The 19,794-nt window shown below is 68.6% G+C and carries 16 protein-coding genes; 8 read left to right on the forward strand and 8 right to left on the reverse strand.

Features of this window, described 5'->3' with window-relative positions; genetic code table 11:
• Together J8I82_RS33965 and J8I82_RS33970 are read left to right on the forward strand one after the other, a co-directional pair.
• Positions 1-359, forward strand: a 359-nt coding sequence (locus J8I82_RS33965) for a hypothetical protein (protein WP_209764082.1), incomplete at its 5' end; no start/stop codon positions are given.
• A gap of 584 nt (positions 360-943) precedes the next feature.
• Positions 944-1,963 carry an FUSC family protein gene (locus J8I82_RS33970; RefSeq protein ID WP_209764084.1) on the forward strand — a complete coding sequence of 340 codons (1,020 nt, stop codon included), beginning with the start codon at positions 944-946 and terminating at the stop codon, positions 1,961-1,963.
• Positions 1,964-1,969: 6 nt separating this feature from the next.
• Here the strand turns inward: J8I82_RS33970 and J8I82_RS33975 are convergent, their stop codons facing one another.
• From J8I82_RS33975 to rpoD, 5 genes are all read right to left on the reverse strand, one after another.
• The gene (locus J8I82_RS33975; protein ID WP_209764085.1) at positions 1,970-2,407 is read right to left on the reverse strand and encodes a YciI family protein; all 438 of its coding nucleotides are present in this window, start codon (positions 2,405-2,407) and stop codon (positions 1,970-1,972) included.
• Between the two features lie 149 nt (positions 2,408-2,556).
• Positions 2,557-5,364 carry an Hsp70 family protein gene (locus tag J8I82_RS33980; protein ID WP_209764086.1) on the reverse strand — a complete coding sequence of 936 codons (2,808 nt, stop codon included), beginning with the start codon at positions 5,362-5,364 and terminating at the stop codon, positions 2,557-2,559.
• Positions 5,357-7,204: an Hsp70 family protein gene (locus J8I82_RS33985; protein ID WP_209764087.1), complete on the reverse strand. Its 1,848-nt coding sequence runs from the start codon at positions 7,202-7,204 to the stop codon at positions 5,357-5,359. Before J8I82_RS33985 ends, J8I82_RS33980 begins: the two co-directional genes overlap by 8 nt.
• On the reverse strand, positions 7,201-7,776 hold the full coding sequence (locus J8I82_RS33990) for a DUF2760 domain-containing protein (protein WP_209764088.1): 576 nt from the start codon (positions 7,774-7,776) through the stop codon (positions 7,201-7,203). Before J8I82_RS33990 ends, J8I82_RS33985 begins: the two co-directional genes overlap by 4 nt.
• A 135-nt stretch (positions 7,777-7,911) precedes the next feature.
• Positions 7,912-9,888 carry an RNA polymerase sigma factor RpoD gene (gene rpoD, locus J8I82_RS33995; RefSeq protein WP_209764089.1) on the reverse strand — a complete coding sequence of 659 codons (1,977 nt, stop codon included), beginning with the start codon at positions 9,886-9,888 and terminating at the stop codon, positions 7,912-7,914.
• 417 nt (positions 9,889-10,305) lie between these two features.
• Here rpoD and J8I82_RS34000 point away from each other — a divergent pair, with 417 nt between their 5' ends.
• From J8I82_RS34000 to J8I82_RS34010, 3 genes are read left to right on the forward strand one after another with little or no spacing between them, the layout of a single operon-like run.
• Positions 10,306-10,533 carry a hypothetical protein gene (locus J8I82_RS34000; protein ID WP_209764091.1) on the forward strand — a complete coding sequence of 76 codons (228 nt, stop codon included), beginning with the start codon at positions 10,306-10,308 and terminating at the stop codon, positions 10,531-10,533.
• Positions 10,534-10,563: 30 nt separating this feature from the next.
• Positions 10,564-11,541, forward strand: a complete 978-nt coding sequence (locus J8I82_RS34005) for a pseudouridine-5'-phosphate glycosidase (protein ID WP_209764093.1) — start codon at positions 10,564-10,566, stop codon at positions 11,539-11,541.
• A complete protein-coding gene (locus J8I82_RS34010) occupies positions 11,538-12,488 on the forward strand; it encodes a LysR family transcriptional regulator (RefSeq protein WP_284183243.1) in 951 nt (316 codons plus the stop codon). The genes J8I82_RS34005 and J8I82_RS34010 overlap by 4 nt, the downstream gene beginning before the upstream one ends.
• A 25-nt stretch (positions 12,489-12,513) precedes the next feature.
• Here J8I82_RS34010 and garL read toward each other — a convergent pair whose 3' ends face one another.
• Both garL and J8I82_RS34020 read right to left on the reverse strand, forming a co-directional pair.
• A complete protein-coding gene (gene garL, locus J8I82_RS34015; RefSeq protein WP_209764095.1) occupies positions 12,514-13,308 on the reverse strand; it encodes a 2-dehydro-3-deoxyglucarate aldolase in 795 nt (264 codons plus the stop codon).
• A gap of 38 nt (positions 13,309-13,346) precedes the next feature.
• Positions 13,347-14,438 carry a malate/lactate/ureidoglycolate dehydrogenase gene (locus J8I82_RS34020; RefSeq protein ID WP_209764096.1) on the reverse strand — a complete coding sequence of 364 codons (1,092 nt, stop codon included), beginning with the start codon at positions 14,436-14,438 and terminating at the stop codon, positions 13,347-13,349.
• Positions 14,439-14,645: 207 nt separating this feature from the next.
• Between J8I82_RS34020 and J8I82_RS34025 the strand changes: the two genes are divergently transcribed.
• Positions 14,646-16,355 carry a thiamine pyrophosphate-binding protein gene (locus J8I82_RS34025; RefSeq protein ID WP_209764098.1) on the forward strand — a complete coding sequence of 570 codons (1,710 nt, stop codon included), beginning with the start codon at positions 14,646-14,648 and terminating at the stop codon, positions 16,353-16,355.
• A gap of 37 nt (positions 16,356-16,392) precedes the next feature.
• Here the strand turns inward: J8I82_RS34025 and J8I82_RS34030 are convergent, their stop codons facing one another.
• Positions 16,393-17,094 (reverse strand): GntR family transcriptional regulator, encoded by a 702-nt coding sequence (locus J8I82_RS34030; protein WP_209764099.1) that lies wholly within the window; start codon positions 17,092-17,094, stop codon positions 16,393-16,395.
• 187 nt (positions 17,095-17,281) lie between these two features.
• On the opposite strand from J8I82_RS34030, the gene araD reads away from it, so the two are divergent.
• A complete protein-coding gene (gene araD / locus J8I82_RS34035; RefSeq protein ID WP_209764101.1) occupies positions 17,282-19,021 on the forward strand; it encodes an L-arabinonate dehydratase in 1,740 nt (579 codons plus the stop codon).
• A gap of 25 nt (positions 19,022-19,046) precedes the next feature.
• Complete coding sequence (locus J8I82_RS34040; RefSeq protein ID WP_029049079.1) at positions 19,047-19,766, forward strand: ribonuclease activity regulator RraA; 720 nt, start codon at positions 19,047-19,049, stop codon at positions 19,764-19,766.
• Positions 19,767-19,794: the final 28 nt, after the last annotated feature.

Consider the following 19,794-nt stretch of genomic DNA (forward strand, 5'->3'; position numbering starts at 1 on the left):
GTGAAAGTAGGTCATCGCCAGGCTCTTATTGTGCAAAACCCCTCGACAGCGTGTGCTGCGAGGGGTTTTTGCTTTTTCGGATTTTGAATTTTGCTGCAAGGTGGTTGGCGACCATGCTGGCGCGGCTGGTGACATGCTGTCGGCCTTTGACGCTTAGCTGTCGCTTTGATGACATGCTGTCGGCCGTTGAACCGCTGGTTCCGCCCTGCTGGGCGGGTCACTTTTTGTCCGAGCGACAAAAAGTAACCAAAAAGCGCGTCGCCTTAGCGGCTGGCTATCAATTTGGCGGCGTGGGTGGTTCGGGCGATGGTGATTGCCGTTCGATGTGGGTAGTGGTTCGAACCTGCTACGCCAGGTGAGTTGGAGATCGTGGCTGCGTCGCCCCACTTTTGAACGATCCCCATGCAGGGCGTAGGCCGCCTGCTGCCGGCGTCACCGCAGGAACGCCTGCGGCTGCGCTGCGCGCGCTCAGTATCGCAGGTCGGCGGCGCGGGCACGGAGTGCGTCGCTGCGCTCGCACAGCGCCATTGCCCGATTTGGCGGGTCCTAAGCCAGGCGGCCGGTGGCGGCAGCCCCGCCTTTAGGGCCGGCGTGCAGCGCAGCCGAAGGCGTTCCTACCATGCCGCCAGGAGCAGGGGGGCCACCCACAGCTCTGGGCTCGTTCAATCCCCGCATCAATCCCGAGCCACCGTGGCGCACCACGGCGTCAGGCAGTCCTGCCCTGCAACGAAGCCAAGCCCCGTACGAAAGCCGCCGCCGACTACGATAAGAGTGGCCGCCCGCAGGGCCGTAAACGCGCTTTTTGGTGACTTTCTGCCGCTCGACAGCACGTCATCAACAGCGAAAGCAGGCGCTTAGACAACCGACAGCGTGTCACCGAGACACAGCTAAAAAAACCTCCGGTACCATAAACTTGGCAATCCCCGCCAAGCCAAGCAAAACCATGCTAGCAATCCTGCGCAAAACCACCGACGCGCTGTTCGACACAAACCGTCGCTTTCGGCAAGCCAGGCTGTTCCACGCCACGCGTGTCGCGCTGGCATTGCTGGCGTCAATTGCCCTGACCACCGGCATCGACATCCCGCACGGCGAGTGGGCCACCATCACGGTGCTGGTCGTGATCGGCGGGCTCCAGCACCACGGCAACATCCGCCGCCGCGCCGCGGAACGTGGGATCGGTACCCTGATCGGGGCGCTCATCGGCCTGGCGCTGATCGTGCAGCAGTCATTCTTTGGCCAGCCATTACTGACTTACGCGCTGCTGGCGCTGATCTGCGGTTATTGCGCCTACCATGCCATCGGCCAGGGCGGCTATATCGCGCTGCTGGCGGCGATTACCGTGGTGATCACCGCCGGCCATGGCGAACAGAATATCGCCGACGCGTTCTGGCGCACCGCCGACGTGTTTATCGGTACCGCGATCGCGCTGGTGTTTTCCTTTGCGTTGCCAGCCTATGCCTCCTATTCATGGCGCATCAGGCTGGCCGGGCTGCTGCGCGCCAGCATGGCGGTCCATACGCGGATGCAGCATGGCTTTGCCGATTCTGCCGAGCTGCGCGCGGCCATGGTGGAGCTGGGAGCGAAGCTGATCCCGCTGCGCGGGCTGATCCCTTCGGTAGCCAAGGAGACGGGCGTGCCAGCCGCAGAGTTCGAGGAAATCCAGCATGGCGCGCGCGTCTGTATCAGCGCGCTGGAACTGATGGCCACGATCGAATTTGAAGATGGCTTGCGCGAAGGCAACGATCCCGGCATCGACGCCGCACTGCTGGCCATGGCCGATGCACTGGAGACCGGCCAGGCGCCATTGCCGGCGTCCGCACCAGGAGTCGTCGTGGCGGAACTGGAGCCCGGCCCGCTGCCGATCATGGCGCGGCGGCTTGCCGGCGAGCTGGCAAGCCTGCGCACCAGGCTTGACCGGCTCAGCAGGGAGTATGGCTTTCCATACGCCGCGCCGCGCCTTTAGCCCTTGTCAGCGCGGCTGGTCGGCTTGCTTGTCAACCTGGGCGCGCAGCCGCTCTTCCTGTTCGCGCAATTCAGGCGTGAATTCGGCGCCGAAATCCTCGGCTTCAAACACCGGGCGGATCTCGATCTCCGATTCGCCCTCCATGGGATTGGGACAGCGCTTGACCCATGCGATGGCCTCGTCCATCGACCTGACCTGCCACAGCCAGAATCCCGCGATGAGTTCATTGGTCTGCGCAAAGGGGCCGTCCGTCACGGTCCGCTCCTTGCCGGAGAAGCGTACGCGCTTGCCCTTTACGCTCGGATGCAGGCCCTCGCCGGCGAGCATGATGCCGGCCTTGACCAGTTCTTCGTTGAAGTTGCCCATTGCCGTCAGCAATTCAGTGCTCGGCATCTTGCCGGCTTCGGAATCGCTCGTTGCCTTGACGATCACCATGACGCGCATTGTCTTGCTCCTTGAAGTCCTGGCTACCGCCACGGCAGCAGGAGCAAGTCAGAATAGGTGAAATTCACGCCACCTTCAAATGACGCTACGGGCGCATGGGAAGTCGTGAGACAGGAAGGAGCGGGGCCATTTGCAACAGGCCCCGGCCATTACTGCGCGATCAGCTTGAGCCCGGCGGGCAGCGCCTCGCCGAAGACCCGCCCTTCGTCAGCGGCATTGAGCTCGACGACTTCGCGGACCATGGCGATCCAGCTTTGCGGCGCGTTGGCGGCTTCGAGCCGGCGCACTACACTGGCCCGGGTCTCGTCAGGGAGGTCGCGGGTGCGGTCGCCGGTCATGCGCGCGATCTGCACCGCGGCGAACGCGGCGGGCTCGACCTTCTTCCAGTCGAGCGCGAGGATGGCGTCGATCCATTGCGTGGCGATCTCCGCCGGCACGACGCTGTGCGCGCTGCCATAGAACGGCATGCGCGCGCCGATGCGGCCCACTGCCCACCAGGCGAGGTTGTTTTCCGATGGCTTGCGCAGCCGCGTCAGCAGCCAGCCGGCAAGCTCGACCTTGGTGTCGGCCGACAGGCGTTCCAGCGATCCGGCCAGGCGCACCATGTCGGCATAGCCGCCGCGCGTGGGACCGGCAGGCTTCTTGTAGTGTCCGCTGCCGGGCGGCTGCAGGTAGAACGCCATGTCCTCGAACAAGCGCAGTTGCGCGCTTTCATCGAGACCGCCGGCGGCGCGACGCCATAGCGTCCACCACTCCGACCAGTTCTGGGTTTCGTTGACATACTGGATGCCCTGGTCGTACTGCGACCAGAGCTGCTCGACGCGCCATTCGTCCAGCGGATAGCCGAAGCCCGGGCGCACGCAATAGCCTGCCAGGTTCAGCCACAGGCGTTCATGGTCGGCGCTGCGGCGGCGTCGCTTGGCGCGTTCCCAGAACGCACCGAACAGCTCGCGCAGCAGGGCGCTGTCCCATTGATCGCGCAGGCCTAGCACCTGCTCCAGTTGCGCGCGCAGGCGCTTGACCTCCTTGGGGCCGACGTCCTGCGAACGGGCGCCGAAGGTGCGGTCGATGGCCTCGATGGCTTGCGGCAGCGCCGGATGCGCCGTCGCGGGTGCGGGCGTTTCCGCCGGGGCGTCGTTGCCGCGCAGCTGGAACTCCAGCCGCCAGCGTTGCGCGGCATCGGCGATATCGATGCAGTGGACTTCGAGCGTGCCCACCTCGGTCAGCGATGTGCTGATCTGCACCGGCGTCTCGCGCGGACCGCGGGCGCCGCGCGCCGGAACGACGGTGGCGATCGGCGGCAGCCGCACGAAGTCGCCTGCCGACAGGTCGACCAGCTTGCCTGGCGGGTAGACGGTATCGGCGACGGACGACACCAGGTGGAATTGCACCGGATGCCCGACCCGCAGCGCAAAAGTACGGTCGCTGAGGTGGACCTCATGGCCTTCCTCGGTGCCCTTGGGCAGCAGGCAGATGCCTTGCTGGCCCGTCGCACCGTCGTCGAGGACGAGGAAGTAGCTGCGCGGCGAACCGCCACCGATGCGCGGTGCCTGGCCGCTGCGGGCCCTTGCATAGGCGACCGCGCCGCGTGCCACCGCGATGTCGGGATCGGCGTTGTGCAGCACGTGCAGCGGCGCGCCGCGCCACGCGCCCAGCATCTCGGCGATGCGGCCTGCCAGCGCTTGCGCGCGGAACACGCCGCCGTTCAGCAACAGCGTGTCGGGAACGGGCAGGGCATCGTCCTGTGCGGGCGGAGCCTCCAGCGCCATGCGCGACTGCGCGGCGTGCTGCGACAGGAAGCCGGCGACGTGCCGCGTCACGGCCGGGTCGGACGCATAGGGCAGGCCGAACTCGACGATGGCGCCACGCGCGCGGCCGGGCCGTTCGGCGGATGCAACCTTGGGAAAGAACCCGTCGACAACGAGTTGCTCGACTTCCTGCCGCGTCACCTCCACCGATCGCGCGCCGCCGACCAGCTTCGAACCCGCACCGAGCAGCGTGACCGTGACGGAATCCGGCGCCTGCGCACTGAGCAGCTGTTCCTTGGCGGCGCGGCTGCGAGCCACCAGTTGCGACAGGCTGGAGGCCGACAGCCGCTGCCCCGCGCCGAGGCGCGCTTCGACCAGGTGCGCCAGCGCCAGGTCCATGTTGTCGCCGCCGAGCATCAAGTGGTTGCCGACACCAATGCGTGTCAACTGCGGTGCCAACTGCGGCTGCCCGTCCTGCATCTCCACCCGGATCAGCGTGAGGTCGGTGGTGCCCCCTCCGACGTCGCAGATCAGCACCAGGCGTGTCTGCGCGAGGTCGGTATCCAGCGTCTGGCGATGATGGAACAGCCAGTCGTAGAGCGCAGCCTGCGGTTCCTCGAGCAGCCGCAGCGCGGGCAACCCCGCCAGCCGCGCGGCCTCGAGCGTCAGCGCGCGCGCGCCTTCGTCGAACGAGGCAGGCACGGTAAGCACCACGTCCTGCTGCTCGAGCGGCGCGTCGGGAAAACGGTGGTTCCAGGCCGCGGCAACGTAACCCAGGTAACTGGCGCTGGCGACCACCGGCGAGATCTTGTCGGCGTCGTCAGGCCCGCCCCACGGCAGGATGGGCGCGGTGCGGTCGACCGATGCGTGCGACAGCCAGCTCTTGGCGCTGGCGACGAGCCGGCCGGGTACCTGCGCGCCCAGCGTTGCCGCGAGCCGGCCGAACACTGTCCGGCGCGCGGCGGCGCTGGCGGCAGTCTGCCAGGGCAGCTGCAAATCGTCCCCGCTGAGCTCGCCCGGCGCCGCGTGGTAGCGCACCGACGGCAGCAGCGGGCGCGCCGCGACCTCGCCGGGGCTGACCAGCTGGTCGATATCGAACACACGGATATCGTCCGACCCGGCCTTTGCGTAGGCGACGACCGTATTGCTGGTGCCCAGGTCGATGCCGACGACGTACGGCTTCGCCGGCGCGGGCGCTGCCTCAGGCATCGGCGCTGCCGCGCACGTCGAACTCGACCTTCCAGCGCTCGCCGTTGCCGCGCGGCACGGCTTCCAGCTCCAGCGTGCCGGCCTCGGTCACGCGCGCATGCAGCCTGACCGGCACGACTTCACCGGCGGTGCGGCCTTCGGCGGGCAGGGTTGCCTGGATTTCTTCCAGCTCCTGCAGTTCTTCCGGACCCCAGAAGTCGAGCAAAGTGCCGACCTGGTCCTGGCGGCGCACCGACGAACCGAAGAAGCGGAAATGCACCGGCTCGCCCACCACCAGGCCAAATTCCTGCGGCGGCAGCGCGGCATCGGTGCCTTCTTCCATGCCGAAAGGCGCCACGCACAGCGCCTGGATCGGCGGCTCGAAGCCAGGCACGGCCGGCATCGACGATTCCACCGCGACATAGTAGGAACGCGCGGTACCGCCACGGATGCGCACGCCCTTGCCGCGCCGCACGTAGCCGTAGTAGGCCGCGCCGCGCGCCACGGCCAGGTCCAGCTCGGCGCCGCCCAGCAGCCGCGCGGGCGCGGCGCCTTCGCCGGCGAGCCAGCCGTTGAGGGTCTGCAGGATGCGCTTGGCCAGCAGTTCCGACTTGAACACGCCGCCGTTGAACAGCACCGCGGTCGGATGCAGCAAGGTCGCGCCTTCCGGCTGCGCGCCCTGGAAGCCTTCCAGTTCGGCCAGCGCGGCTACCTGACGGCCCAGGAATGCGGCCAGGTGGCGCGTGATGGCCGCGTCCTGCGCATACGGCAGGCCTAGCTGTGTCAGGCCGGCGCGCGCTCGGCTGACCGGCCGCGCCGAGGCCTCGACCTGCGGGAAGAAGCCTTCCAGGATGGTCTGCGTCAGCTCGGCGCGGGTCAGGTCGGTGCGGATCGAGCCGCCGATCAGCTTGGAGCCGCGGCTCGGCACGACCAGCGGCACGGTGTCGGTGGTGGGGTCGGTCAGCAGCGTTTCCTTCGCCGGGCGGCAGGCGTAGGTCAGCGCGCGCAGCTGCCACGGATCGGCCTGCGTGCCTTGCGCGGCCAGCTTGCGCGCCACCACGTGGGCCAGCGCCAGGTCCATGTTGTCGCCGCCAAGCAGGATATGGTCGCCCACGGCGACACGGTGCAGCTCCAGGTTGCCGTCGCGCTCGATCACCGCGATCAGCGACAGGTCGGTGGTGCCGCCGCCGACGTCGACGACCAGGATGATGTCGCCGACCTTCACCTGCTTGCGCCACTGGCCGCCGCTTTTCTGGATCCAGCTGTACAGCGCGGCCTGCGGTTCCTCCAGCAGGGTCATGCGGGCATAGCCGGCCGCGGCTGCCGCTTCGGCGGTCAGCTCGCGCGCGGCGGGGTCGAACGATGCGGGGATCGTGACCGTGATGTCCTGCTCGCCGAACGGCGCGTCGGGATGGGCCTGGTCCCAGGCCTCGCGCAGGTGGCTCAGGTAGCGCACCGATGCCTCCAGCGGTGACACGCGCGACACTTCCGGCGGCGCGTCGGCGGGCAGGATCTGCGCGCGGCGGTCGACGCCGGGGTGGCACAGCCAGCTTTTCGCGCTCGACACCAGCCGGATCGGGGTGGCCGCGCCGCGGGTGCGCGCCATCTCGCCCACGGCGAAATCGCGCTCGGCGGTCCATGGCAGCGCCAGGTCGCCGGGCGACAGCTCGCTCGCGTGCGGCAGGTACAGGAAGGAGGGCAGCAGGTCGAGATCCTCGACGGCGCCCGGCGCGGTCAGCTGCGCGATGGCCTGCACGTCCTGGCTGGTCTTCTCGCCATCGCTGGCGGCCAGGTCGACGTAGGACAGTGCGCTGTGGGTGGTGCCCAGGTCAATGCCGATGGCGTAGCGGGCTTCGCTCATAGCTCGACCTCGGCCGGGGCGATCACGGTGGCGTCATGGCGCTCGGCCACGCGCGGCAGGCGCACTTCCTCGACCTTCCAGCCGCGGTGGCTGATGCTGCCGTGGAACGGCGCGCTGCCGACCACGTTGCCGGTCAGGCGGATGGCGGTGGCATCGAAGCCGTCGGCCACCGTCACGCGGCTGCCTTCGGCTTCCTCGCGCACCGGGCGGATGGTGAAGTGCTCGCGCAGCACCGCGCGGCAACCGTCGTGCACCAGGCGCGCGGCGGCGCCGATTTCCGCGTCGGAATAGCGGGCAATGTCTTCCTCGACGAAGTCGACGAAGCGGGCGTCGCGCTGCAGCAGGCCCAGCAGCTGCAGTGCCGCCACCGGGCTGGCCTCTTTCAGCGTGGGGGCCTCGGGCGTCGCTGCCGGGACCGGCGCGGCGACGGGGGCCGGCGCTGCCCGCGCGGCGCTCTCGCCGCTGCGCAGCCGCTTGATGCCGGACGCGAGCTGGCCGTCGCCGAGGATGGCGAAGAAGGTGCCCACGGCAAGCGAAACCCTGCCGAAGAAAGATAGGTTCGAGTCAGTCATGAAAAAGCTCCCGTGGCCCCGTCGGGCCACCCAGACCGGGATTTTGCCCTAACAAGTGTGTCAGCCGGCCACATTGCGACGAACCGGCACGGCAGCTTCCCATGCGCCGCCCGGTGTTCGCCGGCCGGCCGGAGATCAAGCGTCCCGCAGGTAGGTCATCAGCCGGTCGGCGCGGCTGGGGTGCTTGAGCTTCTTCATGGCCTTGCTCTCGATCTGGCGGATCCGCTCGCGCGTGACGTCGAACTGCTTGCCGACTTCTTCCAGCGTATGGTCGCTGGCCATGTCGATGCCGAAGCGCATGCGCAGCACCTTGGCCTCACGCGGAGTCAGCTCATCCAGCATTTCGCGCACGACCGCACGCAGGCCCGCTTGCAGCGCGGCATCGGCCGGCGTGGCGTTGTCCGAGTCGGCGATCATGTCGCCCAGGCTGGTGTCGCCGTCCTCGCCCACCGGCGTTTCCATCGACACCGGCTCCTTGGCGATCTTCATGATCGAGCGGATCTTCTCCTCCGGCATGTCCATGCGCTCGGCCAGCACCGCCGGATCCGGCTCCTTGCCGGTCTGCTGCATGATCTCGCGCGAGAGGCGGTTGAGCTTGTTGATCTGCTCGATCATGTGCACCGGCACGCGGATGGTCCGGGCCTGGTCGGCGATGGCGCGCGTGACGGCCTGGCGCACCCACCAGGTCGCGTAGGTGGAGAATTTCCAGCCGCGGCGGTACTCGAACTTGTCCACCGCCTTCATCAGGCCGATATTGCCTTCCTGGATCAGGTCCAGGAACAGCAGGCCGCGGTTGGTGTACTTCTTGGCGATCGAGATCACCAGGCGCAGGTTGGCCTGCGTCATCTCGTGCTTGGCCTGGCGCATCTGGCGCTCGGCGGCCAGCATCTTGCGGTTGACCGACTTCAGCTCGGCCAGCGACAGCGTGGCGCGGGCCTGGATGTCGATCAGCTTCTGCTGGTGCGACTCCAGGTCGGGCAGGGCGCGCGCCACGGCGGCACTGTAGGGGCGGTTTTCCGCCACCAGTGCCTGGCCCCAGGCGAGGTTGGTTTCATTGCCGGGGAAGCGGGCCACGACGTCCTCGCGCGGCATGCCGCAGCGCTCGACCAGCAGCTGCAGCACCTGGCGCTCGACGGCGCGCACGGCATCGACCATCGACTGCACGTCGGCGCACAGGCGCTCGATGGTCTTCGCGGTGAAGCGGATCGTGCGCAGTTCTTCGCGCACCGCGTCACGGGCGGCGAGGAAGGCCGGCGACTGGGTGCCGTCGGCCGCCTCTTCGCTGCGCATCACTTCGAACTGCGCGGCCACGCGCGCAAACCGCTTCAGGCATTCCTCGCGCAGCTGCGCCGAGTCGGTCTCGGCGCCGCCGGCCTGCTGGGTCGAGCCTTCGTCGGCATCGTCTTCGTCGCCGTCTTCGTCATCGGCGCTGACGCTGGTGTCTTCGACCTCATCGTCGGCAGCGGGGGCCGCGGCGGCTTCCGCAGTGCTCTCATCGCTCAGGCCGTCGACCAGGTCGTCGATCGCCATCTCGTTGGTGGACACACGCTCGGACAGCTCCAGGATCGTCGCGATCGTCGACGGGCACGCCGAGACCGCATGGATCATGTTGTTCAGGCCGTCCTCGATGCGCTTGGCCAGCTCCACTTCCTGCTTGCGCGTCAGCAGCGTGGCCGAGCTCATTTCGCGCATGTACATGCGCACCGGGTCGGTGGTGCGGCCGAATTCGGAGTCGACGGTGGACAGCGCCACCTCGGCTTCTTCCTCGGCCTGGTCGTCGGAGGCGACCACCGGGCCGTCGCTCAGCAGCAGCGTTTCGGCATCAGGCGTCTGCTCGTAGATCTTCACGCCCATTTCGGCGAACGTGTTGACGATGCTTTCCATCGCCGCCGTGTCCGCGAAATTCTCCGGCAGGTGGTCGCTGATGTCGGCGTGGGTCAGGTACCCGCGCTGCTTGCCCAGCTGGATCAGGGCGCGCAATTGCTGGCTACGCGCGGCAGCCTCGGCCGAGGGATCAAGCTGTGCCGCAGAGCCGCCGGGGGTCTGGCCTAGACCCTTGATCGCTCCTGCATCTCGTGATTTGGCTGCCGTACGTTGTGCGCCGCTTGTCATTGACTGCTTTTTCCTTCGTGAATGGCAATTCGACGGCAGCGCACACGCTTCGCGTGCGACGGATCCTGCTGTCGAGGCTAAAGAGGGGGTTCGCTATGGCGAGGGCCGCAATTAGGGGCGCGCCATGGCCTTCGAATCGGGGTCCGACATTGTACAGCCATTGCTGCGTCGCAGCACCTTGCAGTCGCATGGAAGGTACTGTCGACTTGCCGTAACGGCGCATTCGGTGTATGCGCCGACCCGTTTTTTCGGGTGCTCAGAAGGCCATGAGAGGGCAACATGCGACACATCGATGTCGGCTCCGGGGGCAGATCGCGGTTATAGCTTAGGCGACCCGGCTAAAATAAGGCGCGCGGCGCAGTGGGTTGCCGCGTCGATAAAGGCCCCCGAATGCCCATGAACCTGAGAGTTATCACGATGACGCTGCTGCTGGCCGCATGCAGCGTTCCTGCCTATGCAAGCCTTGCGTCAGACGCGCGCGCGTTCAAGCACAGCGTCAAGGCGGCGGGCAAGCAGGGCGGCCACGCGGTGCGCGATGCGGCGCATGCCGTCGGCCGCGGCGCCAAGGAAGCCGGCCATGCCGTCGGCGCCGCGACGAAGCAGGGCTGGCATGCGACGAAAAATGCAGTAAAGGGCAACGACTAGCCAGTGCAGCCCGCTCGCCAACCCCTTGACATGAATGCCGGGCTCGCCCAGGCCTGGCTGAGCTTCAGCGTGCCGGTGGCCGCTGCGCGCGCGGCGGGGCGGCCAGTGGTCGCGCTCGAATCGACGATCATCGCTCACGGCATGCCATACCCGGAGAACGTGCGCACCGCCCACGAGGTGGAGGCGCTGATCCGCGGCCTCGGCGCAGAGCCGGCAACGATCGCGGTGATCGGCGGGCGCATCCGCATCGGCCTGTCCGACGACGAACTGGAACTGCTGGGGCGCTCCGGGCAGGCGCACAAGGTCAGCCGGCGCGACCTGCCGGCAGTGCTGGCCAGCGGCCAGCTCGGCGCCACCACCGTGGCGGGAACGATGATCTGCGCCGCGCTGGCGGGCATCGAGGTCTTCGTCACCGGCGGTATCGGCGGCGTGCACCGCGGCGCGCAGGAAACCTTCGACATTTCGGCCGACCTGCAGGAACTGGCCAGAACCTCGGTGGCGGTGGTCTGCGCCGGGGCGAAGTCGGTGCTGGATATCGGCCTGACGCTGGAATACCTGGAGACGCATGGCGTGCCGGTGCTCAGCTGCGGGCAGGACAACGTGGCGGCGTTCTACAAGCGCGACAGCGGCTTCCGCGCGGATTACCGGCTGGATGACCCGGCGCAGCAGGCGCGCTTTATCCGCGCCAAGTGGGAGCTTGGCCTGGCGGGCGGCGTGGTGCTGAGCACGCCGGTGCCCGAAGCTGCGGCCATGCCCTCGGCCGAGATCGATGCCCTGACCACGCAGGCGCTGGCCGAGGCCGCCGCGCAAGGCATCACCGGCAAGGCGGTGACGCCGTTCCTGCTGGCCCGCATCAAGGCGCTGACCGGCGGCCGCAGCCTGGCGACCAATATCGCGCTGGTCAGGCACAACGCCGAGGTGGGCGCGCGGCTGGCCCTGGCGCTGGCGGCCACCGGCCCGCTGGCCGATCCGGGCAATGTGCCGGACAACCCGCCGGACAACCCGTGAACGCCAATGCCCCCGCACCGCTGAGTTCCGACGACCTGGCCTGCTTTGTCTGCGTGGCCGGCACGGGCAGCATCTCGCGCGCAGCGCTGGAGCAGGGCGCCGACCAGTCCACGGTCAGCCGGCAGATCGCGCGCCTGGAAGCCAGCCTCGATACCCGGCTGTTCCATCGCACCGGCCGCGGCATGATCCTGACCGAGGCGGGCCAGACCCTGCTTGGCTATGCGCGGCAGGTCTCGGCCACGCTGGCCGAGGCGCGCGAAGCGATCCGGGCCTCGGCCGCGCAAGGGCCGGCGCAGCTGATCATCGCGGCGCAGCCGACCATCGCCAACACCGCGTTCGCCAGCATCGGCACGGCCGTCAGGCAACGCTTTCCGGCGACCCGGGTGCGTTTTGTCGAAGGGCTGGCCAGTCCGTTGCTGGCCTGGCTGGCGCAAGGCGAAGTCGATGTCGCGCTGCTCTACCTGCCCGACCAGCACGGCGCGCTCAAGGTCGACGTGCTGCTGGAAGAAGACCTGACGCTGGTCACGCCGACCTCCTGGAGCCATATCGGGCCGACATTCCGCTGCGCCAGCCTGGACGAGGTGCCGCTGATCCTGCCCAGCACCGGCCACGGGCTGCGCGTGCTGGCCGAAAACCTGGTGGCGCGCGCCGGCAAGTCGCTGCAGCTGGCGCTGGAATGCGATGCGTCGAATACCGTGTCGATGCGGCTGGTCGAGGATGGCTGCGGCGCCACGCTGCTGCCGTTCGCCGCGGTGGCGGACCGCGTGGCGCAGGGACGGCTGCGCTGCGCCAGGCTGGTCGAGCCGGTGGTGACGCGCCAGGTGGCGCTGGCCACGGCGCGCAACCGGCCGCCGGTGCCGGAGTTGTGGGACATCATGCAGACCGTGCGCCAGTCGGTGCGCAATACCGTGATGTCGGGTGCGTGGCCGGGCGCCCGGCTGGTCTGATCAGCGCATCCCCCGCCCGTTGCCGTCAGTCGGCAAACCGCTCGCGCAGCGCCTGAGTGGCCTGGCGCAGCAGCACGTGGTCCAGCCCGACCGCCACGAAGCTGGCGCCCATGTCCAGGTAGCGGCGCGCGTCGGCCTCGACCGGCGTCAGTGTGCCGACGGCCTTGCCGGCCTGCCGCGCGGCCCGGAAGATGCGCTCGACTTCGGCCTGGACTTCAGGGTGGTTGGGGTTGCCGAGATGGCCACAGGCGGCTGCCAGGTCGTTGGGGCCGATGAAGATGCCGTCGACGCCTGCGACGGCGCAGATCTCCTCGGCGGCATCGACGCCTTTCCGGCTCTCGATCTGCACCAGCACGCACAGGTTGTCGTTGATCTGCTCGAAATAGCCCGGCATGGTGCCGTAGCGGTTGCTCCGCTGCGTCATCGCCACGCCGCGCGTGCCCAGCGGCGGGTAGCGGGTCGCCGATACTGCCTGGCGCGCCTGCTCGGCGCTTTCCACGAACGGGATCAGGAAGTTGTAGAAGCCCAGGTCGAGCAGGCGCTTGAGCAGGATCGGGTCGTTCCACGCCGGCCGCACCACGGGGGCGCTGACGCTGTCCTTCAGCGCCATCAGCTGCGGCAGCAGCGTCAGCGGGTCGTTGGGGGCATGCTCGGTATCGAGCAGCAGCCAGTCGAAGCCGGCCACGCCGACGATCTCGGCGGTCACCGGGCTGGCCAGCGAGCACCAGCAGCCGATCTGGCGCTGCTGGCCAAGCACGGCGGCACGGAAGGTGTTGGGCAGGGGCGAATAGGGGGCGCGGGGTTGGTTAGCCGAGGGCATGCGATCTGCTTCCTTTGGGTCGGGGTGTGAGGTAATGCTCAGGCCGCCAGCCGCGACAGCGGCCCGGGCGAAGTGCCACGGACCGACTGCACGCGTGCTGCGGCGTCGTCAAGCTGGGCCAGCGTGCCGCTGTCCACCGGGATGGCTTCGGCACGTTCGCGCCGGCGTTGCCGTTCGGGCTCGCCGGGCAGGGCGATGCCGGCCTGGCCGGTCTGCTGCCGCGACGAGCGGATCCAGTCGGCAAAGGCCTGCACCTCGCCGCCGAAGCTGGTGCTGGTGCCGAGCCGCTGCGGGTCGAACACGATCGCCAGCATGTTGTTCCACACCGCGTGGCGGTGCATCAGTGTCTCGGGCCGGATGGTGTGGCCGCCGGTCACCGCGGCGCCCAGCAGTTCGCACATCACCGCCAGCACATAGCCCTTGTGCTCGCCGAACGCCTGCAGCGCGCCCTGCGCGATGCCGTCGGCGGGGAACATCACCTCGGGCCGCGTGGTCGGCACGCCGTCGGCGTCGATCAGGCAGCCGGCCGGCACCTCGGTCCCCTTGTTGTGGGCGACGCGCACCTTGCCGAGCGCGATCGCGCTGGTGGCAAAGTCGAGCACCAGCGGCTCCGCGCCCGCCAATGGCAAGCCGATCGTGAAGGGATTGGTGCCGAAGCGCGCTTCGCTGCCGCCGTGGGGGGCGACGATGGGCCTGGACAGCACGTTGACGAAGTGGATCGAGATCATGCCGGCCGCGCACGCCTGCTCGGCCCAGTGGCCGACGCGTCCAAGATGGTGCGACTGGCGCAGTCCCATCACGCAGACGCCATGCTCCCTGGCCCGGCCGATCGCCAGCGCCATGGCTTCCTCGGTCACCGCCTGGCCCATGCCGCGGTTGCCGTCCAGGCTCAGCATGCTGCCGCCGTCGTGCAGCACGCTGACGTTGCGGTTCAGCTGCAGCTCGTCGGCCTGCCACGACAGCACGTACTTGGGGATCATGCCGACGCCGTGCGAATCGTGCCCGCTCAGGTTGGCGCCGACCAGGTGGTCCGCGGTCAGGCGCGCCTCGCGCGCATCGGAGCCCGCCGCCAGCCAGAGATCGGTGACCCATCGGTGCAGGGCCGGCGTGGAAATGTGGTGTTCGCTCATGTCTGTCTCGCTTTGTTCCTGGATGGCACGCCTTCCCGATGGCAAGGCGCGGGCCGGGCGAGCGGACATTCTGGCAGCAATCTACCTGCCGGCGGCCACCCCGGCCTTGCATTTCCTGCAAAGCAGGCATGCAGGAAGACGCGGGCGGACGTGGCCGGCCCGGGACAACAATCGGCGCCGTACCTTTCCCGAACCTTGATGAACCCCATGCCTGCCGCTACTGCCTTGCCCGACGCCCACGCGACCCATGCCACCCGGACTGCCGCACCAACGCGCCGCACCGGCGGCCGCGCGCTGGTCGACGCCTTGCGCCTGCACGGCACGGACCGCATCTTCTGCGTGCCGGGCGAGAGTTTCCTCGACGTGCTGGACGCGCTGCACGACCAGCCCGACATCGAGCTGGTGGTATGCAAGCATGAGGGCGCTGCCGCCAACATGGCCGAGGCCGACGGCAAGCTGACCGGGCGCCCTGGCATCTGCTTCGTGACGCGCGGGCCGGGCGCCACCCATGCCAGCATCGGCGTGCATATCGCGGCGCAGGATTCGACGCCGATGATCCTGTTCATCGGCCAGATCGCGCGCGAGCACATGGGCCGCGAAGCGTTCCAGGAAGTCGACTACACCGCGATGTTCGGCGGCATGGCCAAGTGGGTGGCGCAGATCGATGATCCGGAGCGCATCCCGGAACTGGTTGCGCGGGCGTTCCAGTGCGCGACCTCGGGCCGGCCCGGCCCGGTGGTGCTGGCGCTGCCTGAAGACGTGCTGGACGGCCTGTGCGAATGCGCCGATGCCGCGCCGTGCCGGCCGGTCTCGGCGGCGCCGTCGCAGGACGATGCCGAGGCGCTGCGCGCCGCGCTGGCCGCTGCCGAGCGCCCGCTGGTGATTGCCGGCGGCGCCAGCTGGAGCGCCGCCGCTGCGGCGGACTTTGCCGCCTTCGTCAAGGCCTGGGACCTGCCGGTGGCCTGCGCCTTCCGCCGCCAGGACGTCTTCGACAACCGCGACGCGCACTATGCCGGCCACCTGAGCCTGGGCATGAACCCGCGGCTGGCGCAGCGCGTGCGCGACGCCGACCTGATCCTGGCATTCGGCACCCGCCTGGGCGACATTGCCACCGACGGCTACCAGCTGCTGACACCGCCGCGGCCGCGCCAGCGGCTGGTGCACGTGCATGCCGACAGCGCCGAGCTGGGACGCGTCTACCAGGCGGAACTGCCGATCCAGGCCGGCATCGGGCCGGGGGCGCGCATGCTGGCCGCGCTGGCGGCGCCTTCCTCGCCGCGCTGGCCGGAATGGACCCGTGCCGCGCGTGCCGACCATATCGCCTTCTCGGCCCCGGTAGCGCCCAACGCGCAGGCGTGCGGCGTCGATCTATGCGAGGTGATGCAGCACCTCGACCAGACGCTGCCGGACGATGCCATCCTGAGCAACGGTGCCGGCAACTACACCGTCTGGCTGCACCGCTTCTTCGCCTACCGGCAGCCGCGCACCGAGCTGGCCCCCACCTGCGGCGCCATGGGCTACGGCCTGCCGGCGGCCATCGCGGCCAAGCTGCGCGCGCCACAGCGGACCGTGGTCTGCTTCGCCGGCGACGGCTGCTTCCAGATGTACCCGCAGGAGCTGGCGACCGCGGCGGAGGCGGGTGCCAACGTGATCGTGGTGCTGGTCAACAACGGCATGTACGGGACCATCCGCATGCACCAGGCGAAGCGCTATCCGGGGCGCGTCAGCGGCACCGGCATCCGCAACCCGGACTTTGTCGCCATGGCGCGCGCCTGCGGTGCGTGGGCCGAGCGGGTGGAGCATGCCGACGGGTTTGCCGATGCCTTCGAACGCGCCCGCGCCGCCGGCACGCCGGCCGTGATCGAACTGGTGACCGATCCGCGCCAGATCACGCCGGCAATGTGGGTGGAGGAGTGAGGTGCGGCGAAGTTTGCTGCGGGGAAGCTCGGTGCCGTCAGCGGAAATAGTCGGTGAAGCGCCCGCGGATCTCGTCGATATTGGCCAGCGTGCCGGACAGGTGCGCGCGCAGCGCGCTCTCGGCACGCGCCGGATCGCCGGCGGCGATCGCATCGACGATGGCGTCATGGTCGCGCAGCACCGCCGTCGCCTTGCCGGGAATCGGCAGGTGCAGGCGGCGCAGCCGGTCGAGGTGGCCGCTCTGCCGGCGCACCAGCGTCCAGAGGTCGGGCACCCGGGCCGCTTCGTAGAGTTCGCGGTGGAAGGCCTGGTCGTTGACGTTGAATTCGTCGAGGTCCTGCAGCTCGAGCATCATGCGCTGTCGCGCGACCGTGGCGCGCAGGCGCTCGACCAGCACCGGATCGGCCTGCTGCGCCAGCGTGCGCACGATTTCCAGCTCGACCGAGCGGCGCAGGAAATGCGCCTGCGTCACCAGGGCGATGTCGATCGGGCTGACCACGGTGGCGTGCTGCGGAAAGATGTCGACCAGGCCTTCTTCGCCCAGCCGGATCAGCGCGTCGCGCACGGGGGTCTGGCTGATGCCGTACTGGTCGGCCAGCTCGGGCCGCGACAGCACGGTGCCCGGGGGCAGGGCCATCGAGATGATCTGGTCGCGCATGTGTTCGAACACCTGCGGGGCCGCGTGGCGCGTGCGGTCGAACTGGAATTTGGCGGCGGCGGGAACGGTGGCGGATGGCATGAGAAAGCTCGGCGCATGCCTGGGTCGCCACACCGGTGGCGCCGAGGCGTTGCTGATGCGCTGGATTCTAAGGGATTTCACCCGCAATCTCTTGCATTGACGTACTAATATATTAGTGCTTTAATGTTTTCGAACGATGCCCGGCGGCGCGACCGCCCGGCACGAGACAACAAGGTGGAAGAGACACATGACGGCTCGCAAGAAGACGCCGGACGCGCTGCGCAGCGCGCGCTGGTTCGCACCCGATGACCTGCGTTCGTCGGGGCATCGGTCCCGGATCATGCAGATGGGCTACTCGCCAGGCGAGTGGATGGGCAAGCCGGTCATCGCCATCATCAATACGTGGTCGGACATCAATCCCTGCCACGCCCACTTCAAGCAGCGCGTCGACGACGTCAAGCGCGGCATCCTCCAGGCCGGCGGCTTTCCGATCGAACTGCCGGCGATCTCGCTGTCGGAAAGCTCGGTCAAGCCGACCACCATGCTCTATCGCAATTTCCTCGCGATGGAGGCGGAAGAACTGATCCGCTCGCATCCGATCGACGGCGCCGTGCTGATGGGCGGCTGCGACAAGACCACGCCTGGCCTGCTGATGGGCGCCACCAGCGCCGGCGTGCCGGCGATCTTCGTCCCCGCCGGGCCAATGCTGCGCGGCAACTACAAGGGCAACGTGCTTGGCTCCGGTTCGGACGCCTGGAAATACTGGGACGAGCGCCGCGCCGGCAATATCACCGACGCGCAGTGGACCGGCATCGAGGCCGGCATCGCCCGCAGCCATGGCACCTGCATGACCATGGGCACGGCCAGCACGATGACGGCCATCGCCGAAGCCATCGGCATGACGCTGCCCGGCGCTTCGTCGATCCCGGCGGCCGACGCCAACCATATCCGCATGTGCTCCGAGGCCGGCCGCCGCATCGTCGACATGGTGTGGGAAGACCTGACGCCGCAGCGCATCCAGACCCGACAGGCCTATGAAAACGCGATCGCCGTGGCGATGGCCATGGGTTGCTCGACCAACGCGATCATCCACGTCATCGCCATGGGCCGGCGCGCCGGCCATGACATCGGCCTGGAAGACTTCGATGCGGCCAGCCGGCGCGTGCCGGTGATCGCCAATATCCGGCCCAGCGGCGACAAGTACCTGATGGAAGATTTCTTCTACGCGGGCGGGCTGCCTGCGCTGATGCAGCGCATCAGCGACCGCCTGCACCTGGACGCGCTCACCATTACCGGGCGGCCGCTGGGCGAAACCATCGCCCAGGCCGAGGTCTACAACGACGACGTGATCCGCACGCCGGAGAACGCGCTGTATCAGGAGGGCGCGCTGGCGGTGCTGAAGGGCAACATCGCGCCGGACGGCTGCGTGATCAAGCCCAGCGCGTGCGAGAAACGGTTCTTCCGCCATACCGGCCCGGCGCTGGTGTTCGACGACTACCCGTCGATGAAGGAAGCGGTGGAGCGCGACGACCTCGACGTCACCGCCGACCACGTGCTGATCCTGCGCAACGCCGGCCCGCAGGGCGGCCCCGGCATGCCGGAGTGGGGCATGCTGCCGATCCCGAAGAAGCTGGTGAAGCAGGGCGTGCGTGACATGCTGCGCATGTCCGACGCGCGCATGAGCGGCACCAGCTACGGCGCCTGCATCCTCCATGTCTCGCCCGAATCGTACGTGGGCGGACCGTTCGCGCTGGTGCGCACCGGCGACCTGATTTCGGTCGACATCGAACGGCGCAGCATCCGCCTGGAAGTCTCCGATGAAGAGCTGGCGCGCCGCCGTGCGGAGTGGACGCCGCCGCCGCCGCGCTTCGGGCGCGGCTATGGCTGGATGTTCTCCCAGCATATCCGCCAGGCCAACGAAGGCTGCGATTTCGATTTCCTGCAAACCGACTTCGGTGCGCCGACCGGCGAACCGAGCATCTACTGACGCCACCAGACCGGCAAGGACCACCATGACCCGACTCAGCCCCGCGGTACGGGACCAGCTCAAGACCGTCAGCACCGCAACGCTGTGCACTGCGCTGTTCAAGCGCGGCCTGCGCAACCAGTTTATCCAGGACGTACGCCCGCTGAATCCGGAGGGCGGCACCATGGTGGGCGAGGCCTTCACGCTGCGCTATATCCCGGCGCGCGAGGACCTGAACCCCATCACCGTATTCCAGGACCCGGCGCACCCGCAGCGGCAGGCGATCGAGCAATGCCCGCCGGGCGCGGTGCTGGTGATCGACAGCCGCAAGGATGCGCGCGCGGCCTCGGCCGGCTCGATCCTGGTCACGCGGCTGATGCAGCGCGGCGGCGCCGGCATCGTCACCGATGGCGGCTTCCGCGATTCGCCCGAGATCGCGCGGCTGGCCATGCCGGCGTACCACCAGCGGCCTTCGGCGCCGACCAACCTGACGCTGCACCAGGCGCTGGAGTTCAACGTGCCGATCGGCTGCGGTGATGTCGCGGTGTTCCCGGGCGACGTGGTGGTCGGCGACGGCGAGGGCGTGATCGTGATCCCGGCGCACCTGGCCGAAGAAATCGCTGCCGAGGCCGTGGAGATGACGGCGTTCGAGGACTTTGTCACCGAGGAAGTGAGCAAGGGCCGCTCGATCATCGGACTCTACCCGCCGACCAGCGAGCAGGCGCGCGAGGATTTCGTGGCCTGGCGCAAGGCCAACGGGCGCTAGCCGCTTCGCCCCGCCTGACACGCCAACG

The organism is Cupriavidus consociatus (assembly GCF_017814975.1).
Lineage (GTDB): Bacteria > Pseudomonadota > Gammaproteobacteria > Burkholderiales > Burkholderiaceae > Cupriavidus > Cupriavidus consociatus.

Excerpts from the sequence above, each read along its gene's own strand:
- J8I82_RS33970 (WP_209764084.1), top strand. The coding sequence starts at position 944 with ATGCTAGCAATCCTGCGCAAAACCACCGACGCGCTGTTCGACACAAAC.
- J8I82_RS33975 (WP_209764085.1), bottom strand. The coding sequence starts at position 2,407 with ATGCGCGTCATGGTGATCGTCAAGGCAACGAGCGATTCCGAAGCCGGC.
- J8I82_RS33980 (WP_209764086.1), bottom strand. The coding sequence starts at position 5,364 with ATGCCTGAGGCAGCGCCCGCGCCGGCGAAGCCGTACGTCGTCGGCATC.
- J8I82_RS33985 (WP_209764087.1), bottom strand. The coding sequence starts at position 7,204 with ATGAGCGAAGCCCGCTACGCCATCGGCATTGACCTGGGCACCACCCAC.
- J8I82_RS33990 (WP_209764088.1), bottom strand. The coding sequence starts at position 7,776 with ATGACTGACTCGAACCTATCTTTCTTCGGCAGGGTTTCGCTTGCCGTG.
- rpoD (WP_209764089.1), bottom strand. The coding sequence starts at position 9,888 with ATGACAAGCGGCGCACAACGTACGGCAGCCAAATCACGAGATGCAGGA.
- J8I82_RS34000 (WP_209764091.1), top strand. The coding sequence starts at position 10,306 with ATGACGCTGCTGCTGGCCGCATGCAGCGTTCCTGCCTATGCAAGCCTT.
- J8I82_RS34005 (WP_209764093.1), top strand. The coding sequence starts at position 10,564 with ATGAATGCCGGGCTCGCCCAGGCCTGGCTGAGCTTCAGCGTGCCGGTG.
- garL (WP_209764095.1), bottom strand. The coding sequence starts at position 13,308 with ATGCCCTCGGCTAACCAACCCCGCGCCCCCTATTCGCCCCTGCCCAAC.
- J8I82_RS34020 (WP_209764096.1), bottom strand. The coding sequence starts at position 14,438 with ATGAGCGAACACCACATTTCCACGCCGGCCCTGCACCGATGGGTCACC.
- J8I82_RS34025 (WP_209764098.1), top strand. The coding sequence starts at position 14,646 with ATGCCTGCCGCTACTGCCTTGCCCGACGCCCACGCGACCCATGCCACC.
- J8I82_RS34030 (WP_209764099.1), bottom strand. The coding sequence starts at position 17,094 with ATGCCATCCGCCACCGTTCCCGCCGCCGCCAAATTCCAGTTCGACCGC.
- araD (WP_209764101.1), top strand. The coding sequence starts at position 17,282 with ATGACGGCTCGCAAGAAGACGCCGGACGCGCTGCGCAGCGCGCGCTGG.
- J8I82_RS34040 (WP_029049079.1), top strand. The coding sequence starts at position 19,047 with ATGACCCGACTCAGCCCCGCGGTACGGGACCAGCTCAAGACCGTCAGC.